Here is a 9,942-nt window from a genome sequence, read left to right as displayed (position 1 = left end):
GGTGTCCCTTCAAGGCATCAAGAACTGGGGACGTTCATCCGTACGCGGGTGGGGACGTTCACGTGTACGCCGACAGTGTTCCTTCGGACGGGCATCGACGGCCTCACCGGCGAGTGACTCAGCTGCTGAACCTGGGTGCGTGGCGGTGCTGGTGCGGCGGCCCGGTGTGGTGGTGATGGACGAGGTGATGCGCGCGATGCGGGGGATGACGGCCTTGACCCGGCCGGTGTTCTGCCGCGGGCAGGTCAGCAGGAACTCGCCCTCCCGGCCCTTGTGGCCGACGGGGGACAAGCCGGTGGTCACCAGCCGCAGCAGCTCCGGATCGCCCGGGTCAAGCCCCACGAACTCCAGGCCGCGGCGGGCGCGTCCACGGTCCGCGGTGCGGGCGAGGGCCCGGTAGGCCATCAGGCCGCGGTCGGGGCCGAGTTCCTCGGCGTCGTGGCTAGCGGCGAGCAGGCCGGCGCCGTGTTTGCGGCCGTCGTGGAGGATCTCGTGGACCAAGGCGGTGCCCTCGGCCGAGCTGGTCAGCCAGTACAACTCGTCCAGGACCACTGCGGTGAACCGTTCAGGGTCCTCGAACGCGGTCTGGCGGGCGATCGCGGCGATCAGGTAGAGCACCGCGCGGCCAATCAGCGCCTCCAGCGGCTGCTGGTGCAGCACTTCGGGCTTGTCGAAGGCCGCCTTTGGCGGCAGCTTCAGCCCGGTCGTAGTGATCACGATCATGTCGGAGGCGCTGGAGGCGTCCAGCCGCACCGGTGGCAGCGTCGGGTCGAACACCATCCGTGCCAGCGCGTTGGTGGCCACGACGCGGATGAGGCCGGCCAGGGCGGCGGCCGCGTCCTGCCGCTTGCCCGCCTCACGGACGGCCATCTCCTCGAGGACCTCCACCACGCGGTGCATGGAAGGGGAGTCACTGGCGGCGGCCTGCTCGACGGCATGGTGCAGGACCTCGCCGTTGGTGCTCATCGGGCCGATGCCGAGCTGCAGGGTGAGGTAGGACAGGGCGTAGTGGCGGCCCTCGGGGCCGTCGAACATGCGCAGCGGGTCGATCGACACCTCGGCCTTGGCGGCGTCGATGATCTGGACACGGCCCTTCGCGGCCGTACGAGCAAAGGTGGCCCACTCGCGCACCGGAGTGCGGTCGATGCAGATCGCGCAGCCGCCGCGCGCCCACACCGCCTCCGAGATCAGCTTCTCCAGGACACTCTTGCCCGCCCCCAGATCCCCGACGATCCCCATCGACGCGGACGCATCCACCTTGGGCGCATCCGCCACGTTGATCATCACGGGGCGCGTCGTGCCGCAGTCCAGGTCGATACCGAGGAACATCCCGTTCGGGTCGCCGACCTCCGAGGCGGTGAAGGCCCCGCCCAGCGCCCAGTCCTCCGAGACCTGGTGCTGGGTGAACTCCCGCACCACCCCGGGCCGCACCGTGCCGGGCAGCCCCAGGGTGAACAGGGCCTCCTGCAGGCCGGCCGGGCGCACCGCCCGGTAGTCGGCCCCGCCGAGCAGCGCCGCCAAGGCCCGGGCCCGCGCGTCGCAGACGGCTGCGGTCGGCCCCCACACCGCCAGCACGGTCACGGACTGCACCTCGACCTCGACCGAGGTGCGCGACAGGCGGGCGTCCAACTCACCCAGGTCACGGGCGGCATCGGTCAGCGAGGCTGGCGTGCCAGTGGGCCGGGCGTCGTACTGGTCGGCCTGGTCGATCAACTCGTTCTTCTTACGCCGCACCTGGTCCCGCGCCTTCTCCGCGGGCACCAGCGTGAGATCAACGGTGTAGTCGACGGGAAAGTCGAGCGTCTCCAGCTGGGCGAACAGGTCGGCGGCATCCTGGCTGACGGCGGGCGGGCACTCGGCCAGCGCCAACTGCGCCTGGTAGCCCACACCGGCGTCCGTTTCGACCTGCAGCCAACGCCGCCTCAGAGGGGACGCCGTATTCAGCCGCCACCAGGCCTTGCGCCCCGACCGCGTTACCTGGCCCGCGCTCTTGAGATCGTCGACGTCGTCGAGGGCGGGGTCGATGCCGCCTTCCTGCAGGCGCACTTGCCCGAGGTCGGCGTAGCTGGGGGAGCGCAGCACGCCATCACGGATCTGACCGCCGTACAACTCGCTGGTCTCGGCCTCGGCCAGCAGCGGCTCCGCCAGCCCGCGGTGCAGGGCGTGCTGAACCATCCACACGATCTCCGCCGGACGGGCCGGACGGAAGGCGACGCCGCCGGAAAGCGCGGCCTCCACCCGGGAGGCCTGCTCGCGGTAGGAGTTCACCTCCCGCCGCGCCACCGGCGCCGGCCGCATGCCCAGAGTCGGGGCCAGTTCGGCCCACATCGCGCCGAGCGAAGCCGACACCTGCAGGCCCGCGGTCTCGGTCTGCAGCGGCACCGCCAGCCACAGGGTGCGGCGGTGCATCTCCTGACCGTCCAGCAGATCCAGCGTCGCCTCGACGTTTTCCACCCACGGGTGCGGGCCGTCATCCGGTGCTGTGTCGGCCGGTTCGATGCCTTCGATCATGCGCAGGGCGATCTCGCCGGGATCGACCTGCGCGCACAGCCCGATCAGCCGCGGCGCGCCGGACAGGGAGCGGATCAGGTGTGTGATCTTGGCGAGCTGTTCGTCGCGGACCGCGGCCGACACGTAGGTGCCCTGAACGGTCTCCTCGCGGCGTCCCTGCGCGTCCGGGCCGGGGTGCAACCGGTAGAGGGCCCACACGCTGCCGTGCGTCGACCACACCAGGTGCCCGGCGATGTGACGGATCGGAATCCTCACCGCACACCCCCGCCCTGCTCGGCGAGCGCGAGCAGCTGCTGCACACCCGACACCGGCCGCACCAGCGCCGCGGGAGCAGCCGACTGTGCGCGGCGGCGTGTGGACGAGCGAACTGTTGCCGGGTTCCGCCGCGGTGTCCGGTCGGCAGGCCGCCGAGCCACACGGGGAGGCATGGCCGCCCTAGCGGGGACGACCGCGTCCTCGATCGTGAAGCCGCCGAGCAGCGGGCGGGGGGCACGGTCGCGGGCGGCCCGCCCGCCGATCCGGCCTCCTTGCGGCTGCCAGACCAGCAGCCCCCAGCCCAGGGCCGCCTGCATCGGTGCGCGGCCGCGGATCTTCGGACGGCGTACCGCCCAGATCGCCAGCAGCCAGGCCGCGATCGGGACGGGCCCCATCCACGACCACCAGCTGATGGTCTTGACCAGAAGGAAGCCGCCGCCGACGGCGACCGCGATCTGCGCGGGGGTGTACGGGCCGAGCGGGATCTTCCAGTCGGCGACCCTGCCCAGCACCCAGGGGTGGCGGCGGGCGGAGGTGTAGAAACGTCCCACCCGCCCGGCGGCGGTCGCGCTCACAGCCAGCCTCCCGCACCCGCGGAGTGCTCCCGCACGACCGGATCGGAACTGCGCACGATGCCGGGGACAGCGGGCGCGCCCTTGGCCGGGTTCTTGACCTCGTCCTCGAACATGTCCGACAGGTCCTCGCGGGAGTTGTACAACCCCAGCGCGATGATCATCAGCAGCAAGGCGCCGATCCCCGCCTTGAGGCTGAACTTCTGGATCATGATGACGACGACGAGCACGAGCAGACCGGCCTGCAGACCCTTGGTCGCCCAGTCCTTGAACATGTTGATCCACGAGTCGCCGAGGTCGTCCAGCTGCCCGGCGAGCATCAGACTCTGCATCGTGCTCACTGGGCACCCCCGTCCTGGGCGGTCCCGGAGTCCAGTGCCGCGACTTCCCACCGGCCCGAGCGGGCCTTCAACGCGAGCTCGTACGCCAGCGGCCACCGCCCGCCCTCGTCCCGGGCTTCCACCTGAACGAGGATGCGGACCTTGGTGCCGTCGGCTGGCACCTGCTCGGCGGCCGCCGCCTCCTCGACAGCGAGCACCTGCTGCACCGCGACCGTCGTGTACGGGGCGGGGGAGACGGCCGACAGCTTCACCCCGGGCGCGAGGTAGCGACTCACCTCTCCGGTACCAGTCAGATATGCGGTGAGGAACTCCCCGACGGCGGAGGACAGATCACCCTCCGGGACGGTCATGCCGTACGACGACGTCGGCACCTCGGCCCGGGCCGGGCCAGCCACCACGCCGGGCGCACCGGTCACAGCGAACGCCGTGCCCGAGCGGTCCGCGGACACCGGCACGGCGTAGTACCGCACCGATCCGTCGGCGTACTGCGCAGCCACCGTCACCGACCACGCGCCGTCCTCGCGCTGCGCACTGCGCACCGCGGTCACGGACTGAGGCTTCGACTGCGCATCCGCGGCCGAGTCGGGCAGTTCGATGTCCGGCGCCATCGACTGCGCAAGCCGCGCCTGCGCACTCGTCGCGTCATCCGCGCTGCTGCGCAACCACGCGCTGACGAACAACTGCGCATAGCCGGCCGGTTCGGCGGTGGCCGTCGTGGTGCGCACGGCGGTGGGCTTGGCCGGGGTGGCCGCCTCGACCGTGGTCGGGGTGGAGGCGATGGCGACGCCCAGGGCGACGGGGCCGGCCGCGATGACGGCCCAGACCGCCAGGCGTGAAAGACGGACGCGGCGCCGCATCGCCTCCAGCCGGGCGCCCGCTGCCATCGGAGCAGCGGCCTCGCTGCCTGAGGCCTGCTTGCCAGGAGACATGGTCAAACTCCCAGGTCAGAACGTGTGATTGCTGACCTTGAGAAAACCCGGCGACCCCGACCCGACCACCGACCACGAGACCCCGACCACGGTCACGATGGGGATACGAAGCTCATGGTCGGGGTCATGGTCGGCCCGACCACAGGCCCGACCACGGGTCAGTCGTAGGTCGGCGAGAGCTCACCCTGGCGGCCATCAGTCCCCGGCCGACGACCGCAGTGACGCCCACATGCCGCACCGCGGCCGGCCCCGTACGCCGTTGCGCAGACGAACACCGCCCGGGCCGCGGCAGGCGCCTGCGCATCGCGGCACCCGGCTCTGCGCAAGAGGACATCGGGCGCCGAGGCCCGGACTGCGCATCCGCTCCCCGCAACCCGACTGCGCACGATCCTCGATCGGTTGCGCAGGCCGATCGCGCAACGCCCGGACGGGGCTGCGCAATCGGCCTGCGCAACCACATGCGCGCAGCTGCTGGGGAGCCGTGGTCGGCCCGACCATGACCCCGACCACGGCAGCTAGAGGGCTGCGTTGACGGATCGTGACCGATGGTCGGGGCTGGTGGCCGTCAGTCTGGTCGGAGTCGGCGGGTGAGCTGACGGCATGGAACGCACGTACGCCTCCGCACCCGCGCCCACCGGCCGCCCCACCCTGGTGGGCACGGTGCGCTGCCGTGGCCACCGGACGCTGCCTGCGTCAGGGGCAGCGCGATGAGCGGCTTCGGAGCCGGGGTCCGCCGTGGCGTGATGGCGGCGGATCAGTTCACCCAGATCGCCAACGGGTTGTTCCGCGACCGCCGGATCTCGTACAGGGCGAAGGGGCTCTTCGGCTACATCAGCACCCACCGAAACGGCTGGCTGGTGACCATCGCCGCACTGGTCGCCCTGGGCCCCGACGGACGAGACGCGGTGCGTGCAGGGCTGAACGGGCTGGAGAAGTGCGGCTACCTGGTCCGCGATCGCGTGCGCCGCCCGAACGGCACCCTCAGAGAGATCGTTTACAGCATCACCGACAGCCCCGCCGCCCCGGACGTTCCGCTGACCGACCCGGCATCGGCACCCGTCTTCCTGGAGCTCGGCAGCGACGCAGGGTTCGGCGCGGGGATCCGCCGGGGGGTGATGGCGGGAGATCAGTTCACCCAGATCGCCAACGGGTTGTTCCGCGACACCCGGATCTCCTTCAAGGCGAAAGGGCTCTTCGGCTACATCAGCACCCACCGGGACGGCTGGCAGGTCACCGTCGCCAACCTGGCCCGACACGGCCGCGAACGCGTAGACGCGGTGACAACCGGCCTCGAGGAACTGGAGAAGCACGGATTCCTGCTGCGCGACCGCGACCGCGACCGCAACGCCGACGGCACGCTTGGGCGGGCGCTGTACTTCATCACCGACCTGCCCGCCCTGCAAAACCCCAGTTCACAACCAGAGTCGGGTTATCCAGGATTGGCTGAGCCAGTGTTGGCTGATCCCGGCACTAAGAACACCATCAGTAAGAAGACCAACAAGCAGAAGACCAACCCCCTCCGTCCGTGCGACCGCGGCGACGCCGCGCGCACGAACGGAAGGACGGCCCCCTCGGACGCGACAGCGTCCCCGGCGCCGTCGCCGCCTCCCGTAGACGAGATGCATCCGTGGATCCGGCTGCTGCTGGAGATCGGGGCGAGCCGTCCTGAACTGCTGCTGACCGGGCCGGCGCTGACCGATCAGGGCCGCGTGGCAACCGTGATGATGGACGCCGGCTGGAGTCCCGCTCAGCTGCGCCATGTCATCACCGAACGGCCTCTGCCGAACCCGGTGCGTACCTCGGTCGGCGCGATCATCACCGCCCGGCTCCGCGCCGCCCAGGCCTACCCGCCGCCCGCCATCGCGGCGGACCACCACGATGCGCCCCCATGGGACGAGCCGTTCGCGCCGGCGACAACCGACAGGGGCCGCCGCCCGCAGCGTGATCGAGGCCCTGACCTATCGGGCTCTCGTCGAATGCGCCGGCTGCGGCGTGACCGCGACTGCCTTCGGTGAGGACCTCTGCCAGACCTGCCTCGGCTGGCCGCTGTGCCGCACCTGCCTGGGCCCTCCGAAGCGAGCTCACCCCGACGGCGACGGCCGCTGCACGACGTGCGCCTCCGCCTGACCGACCAACTGGAAGGAAGCAGCCCGTGACGGACACGCCCCGCACACCACCGCCGACCGCGGCCGCGCAGCACCGGCGCCCCTTCACCCTCGACCCCGGCCGGTGGGAGGCGGAACGCTCACGCGCCCTGCGGACCGGCCACGTCCGCGACCACACGTGCACGGCCGAGTGCGAACCTGTGCTCGTCTACGAACGAACTCGGTGGGGCTGGCTCGCCTGGACCGTCCCTGGTGACGGCACCCGGCCCGAGCTCCCCCATCAGATCGGGGTTCTCACGCCGTACGCGAGGCGTACGCAGCGCCTCGCTATCCGCTGGCTGACCAGGCGCCCCGCCCAGCGCCTCGGCCTGGCGCCCACCGTCCCTGGATCCCTGCGGCTTTCCGCCGTCGCCGTCGCTGTCATCAGCCTGGTCGCCGGCCTGTTCGCCATGGCCTATGGCGTCCCGGTCGACGTCGCGTTGCCGGGAATGCTGCTCGTGCCGCTGCTCGCCGAACACCTGCCGGGACGGCTGGACGCCCGGGCCCGCGAACACATCCGCAGTGTCGAAGGCGACGGCGCCTGCCGCTACCTGCAGCGCCTCGCCGCCCTGCACACCTACCTCGTCCAGGCCGCCGCGGGCAGCGACCGCTAGGAGCTGCGCCGCTCGGCTGAGATCGGCCAGCACCTGCTGTGGGACGCCGCCGGCCTACTCCAGACCCAAGACACCCGCGAAGTCTCGGCCGATCTCATCGCCCCTGAACGGCTGATGGTCCAACTCGCCGACCAGGTCGCCCAGATCCTCAAGCGCACACCCGGACCGGCCGACGCGGACCAGGCTCGCAAGCCCGAGCAGCCGTTGGGCCCGTACCCGCCTGGCCCCCGGCCGACGACACAGCCAGCACGTCACCACACGCCCGGCACGTCACCGCTGAAAGGATTCCTCCTCATGTCCCAGCCCGAGCCCGGCACCGTTGTCCGCACCGCGGACGTCTACCTGCTCTTCGCACACGAGCCGTACTACCCCTGCCCCGGAACCCAGGAGATCAACACCACCGTGGTGACTGCCGACACCCTGCTCCACCCGCAGGTCCAGCAGCCCGACGGCGCCCGGATCCACGACCTCCTCACCCGAGGACGGCAGCCTGGCGAGATCATCCCGCTGGCCACCCTCACCCACGAACTGAACGGCGGCGCCGACTGGCCGACGGTTGGCGACTTCGAACGCGTCACCACCGACCTGGTCCGGCTCGTGCAGACGCAGATGTGCGATGCCCTTAGCCTCGGACTTCCCGAAATTGCCCGGGCCCTGATCTGCACCGGCCCTGGCCCGGACAAAGAGGTGCGGGCCTTCGACGCCGCGGCGGGGGAGTGCATCGTCTATGGACCGGACGACCGCGCCAAAGTCCTGGCCGAGGTCTGCATGCTCCTCACCGGCATCGCGACCGAGCAGCCATTCTGGCCGGGCGACGAGCTCCTGCCGCCGCTGTGCCAGAGCGCCTGACGACGTAGCCGACTGCCGGGACGGCCTGCGCAACCGAATCCTGACAGTACGGACAAACGCCTGCCGCTCCCAGGACACCAGTCCTGGGGGCGGGAGGCTGATCACCATCTATCGCTTGCGCAGGGGACTCACAACGCGGTCCACGGGCGAGGCTTGCCGCCGGCCAGAGGCACCCACACGGTCTGGGCGGGACCGTGTTGCTCGATGTCTTCCAGCACGGCGGCTCCGAGCCGGACTTCGCGGGCAAGGGCCGCTACGAGCGGGTGCTGGGCAACCATCGCCTGCAGATCGCTCATCCGATTGTCCAGCCTGGCCCGGGAGGCACCGGTGAGCACGAAGAGCACGCGCGGAAAGACCGGATACCAGCGGAGCCAGGCAGGACCTGCGGCGGTCGGCCTACGGCGGCCGACAGGCTGGGCCTCGTACTGGAACAGACGGGCGTATTCGATCAACTTCACGGCCAGCCGCTCGCTGCTCATCGTGCTGCGATCGACTTCCACGAACGCGCGCAGCTTACGCCGGTGCTCGCTCTCGACGACGGTGTAGTACATGACAGCGTCGGCCACAATCCGCTCGCCCTCGCCGATCGAGTGAGACACCTCAGGCGTCCAGTCCCAGGGGCCGTGCTCGTGCCCGAGCCGACGGGCGTCAGCGGCAAAGGCCAGATGAGCGCGCACGACGGCGAGCGTGTGCGGGGTCTTCAGCGACGCTGCCGTATTCGAGGTGATGGGGTAGGGCGGCCGCCCCCGCAGGACAGGCAAATCCCGGGTCAGACGAGAACCTTCCTGCGTGAGATACCAGGCGTTGGTACGTGAGCGGTTCGCATCCGGTAGCACCGTGCAGTTGACGAAGCCGTCGGAGCGCAGCTTGTTCAAGACGCGGGACATCAGCTGCCGCGTGCCGTCCGGCCGCAGCATCCGGCGCAGCTGGCTGGTGGTGGCGATGCGGTGCTGGGCAAGCGCGGCCAGCACCTGGTGACTCAGGGGTTCAGCGGGGCTGGGGGCCAAGCTCGTGGCCGGAGTGCTGGTCATGCACAATCCTTTCGACGCACGCCTGCGGCCTGGGCGCTGAGCACTGGGCGGCTCCACGCAGGCGAACACGGGTCCCTCGACGCGCCGGTCACGCGATGCCGAGGCGCCGCACCGAGAGGGCGTCGTCGAGGTGGGCATCCATCACGCTGCCGAGGTGGCAAGCCAGCCGGTGATTGCCGCGAGCGGCTTCCTCGACCTGGGCCGCGCGGGCCGCAGCCGCGTCTCTGAGGGCAGTTCGCGCGAGATCGGCAGCGGTGGCGGTCGTGCTGCTTGTGCCGCACGCTTCGCATGACGAGCGGTCGACGTTGGGGACGCCGCAGGCGTCGCACGTCCAAGCGCTGCTCATGGGAAGTTCCTTCCGCGGGCCGTGGCGGTCTCCGTCAGAACCTTCGGTTGCTGATGAGGGAACCCGTGGGCCCCGACCAGATCCCCGACCACGAAGCCCCGACCATGGTCACGAACTCGAAACAGCCTCGTGGCCTGCACCGTGGTCGGCATCCATGACCCCGACCACGAGGCTGGCCGGCGCGCAAGGACAGCCTGTGGTGGGTCCCGTGACCAGCTTCGGCAAGGCCGCTGACGCACTACGCGGAGGGCGGCACCTAGAAGTTCGGCGATGGCCGGTCCGCAGCAGCCGTGGCTGCTGCGGGGCGCGGTGGCGAGCCACGCCATGCCGGCCATCGTGCGACACCCGGC

9 protein-coding genes are annotated in these 9,942 nt (G+C 70.9%); 3 read left to right on the top strand and 6 right to left on the bottom strand.

Annotation, left to right across the window (positions count from 1 at the left end):
- Positions 1–9 precede the first annotated feature (9 nt).
- The 4 genes from ACWV17_RS31520 to ACWV17_RS31505 are packed head-to-tail and all read right to left on the bottom strand — an operon-like array spanning position 10 to position 4,608.
- Positions 10–2,766, bottom strand: coding sequence for an ATP-binding protein (locus ACWV17_RS31520; RefSeq protein WP_455362359.1), 2,757 nt, complete (start codon positions 2,764–2,766; stop codon positions 10–12).
- On the bottom strand, positions 2,763–3,341 hold the full coding sequence (locus ACWV17_RS31515) for a hypothetical protein (protein ID WP_455362358.1): 579 nt from the start codon (positions 3,339–3,341) through the stop codon (positions 2,763–2,765). The genes ACWV17_RS31520 and ACWV17_RS31515 overlap by 4 nt, the downstream gene beginning before the upstream one ends.
- Positions 3,338–3,670 carry a hypothetical protein gene (locus tag ACWV17_RS31510; RefSeq protein WP_455362360.1) on the bottom strand — a complete coding sequence of 111 codons (333 nt, stop codon included), beginning with the start codon at positions 3,668–3,670 and terminating at the stop codon, positions 3,338–3,340. Before ACWV17_RS31510 ends, ACWV17_RS31515 begins: the two co-directional genes overlap by 4 nt.
- A gap of 5 nt (positions 3,671–3,675) precedes the next feature.
- The gene (locus ACWV17_RS31505) at positions 3,676–4,608 is read right to left on the bottom strand and encodes a conjugal transfer protein (RefSeq protein WP_455362357.1); all 933 of its coding nucleotides are present in this window, start codon (positions 4,606–4,608) and stop codon (positions 3,676–3,678) included.
- Between the two features lie 707 nt (positions 4,609–5,315).
- Between ACWV17_RS31505 and ACWV17_RS31500 the strand changes: the two genes are divergently transcribed.
- The 3 genes from ACWV17_RS31500 to ACWV17_RS31490 all read left to right on the top strand — a co-directional run bounded on the left by ACWV17_RS31500 (position 5,316) and on the right by ACWV17_RS31490 (position 8,215).
- A complete protein-coding gene (locus ACWV17_RS31500; RefSeq protein WP_455362356.1) occupies positions 5,316–6,623 on the top strand; it encodes a hypothetical protein in 1,308 nt (435 codons plus the stop codon).
- A gap of 137 nt (positions 6,624–6,760) precedes the next feature.
- Positions 6,761–7,366, top strand: a complete 606-nt coding sequence (locus tag ACWV17_RS31495; RefSeq protein ID WP_455362355.1) for a hypothetical protein — start codon at positions 6,761–6,763, stop codon at positions 7,364–7,366.
- Between the two features lie 294 nt (positions 7,367–7,660).
- Positions 7,661–8,215, top strand: a complete 555-nt coding sequence (locus ACWV17_RS31490; RefSeq protein WP_455362354.1) for a hypothetical protein — start codon at positions 7,661–7,663, stop codon at positions 8,213–8,215.
- A gap of 128 nt (positions 8,216–8,343) precedes the next feature.
- Here the strand turns inward: ACWV17_RS31490 and ACWV17_RS31485 are convergent, their stop codons facing one another.
- Both ACWV17_RS31485 and ACWV17_RS31480 read right to left on the bottom strand, forming a co-directional pair.
- Positions 8,344–9,246 carry a replication-relaxation family protein gene (locus ACWV17_RS31485; RefSeq protein ID WP_455362353.1) on the bottom strand — a complete coding sequence of 301 codons (903 nt, stop codon included), beginning with the start codon at positions 9,244–9,246 and terminating at the stop codon, positions 8,344–8,346.
- Between the two features lie 88 nt (positions 9,247–9,334).
- Positions 9,335–9,592 (bottom strand): hypothetical protein, encoded by a 258-nt coding sequence (locus tag ACWV17_RS31480; protein ID WP_455362352.1) that lies wholly within the window; start codon positions 9,590–9,592, stop codon positions 9,335–9,337.
- Positions 9,593–9,942: the final 350 nt, after the last annotated feature.

It is taken from the genome of Streptomyces mabaensis, from assembly GCF_053763515.1.
Note: the sequence above shows the minus strand (reverse complement) of the source record. Positions and strands in the feature narration are given on the sequence as shown.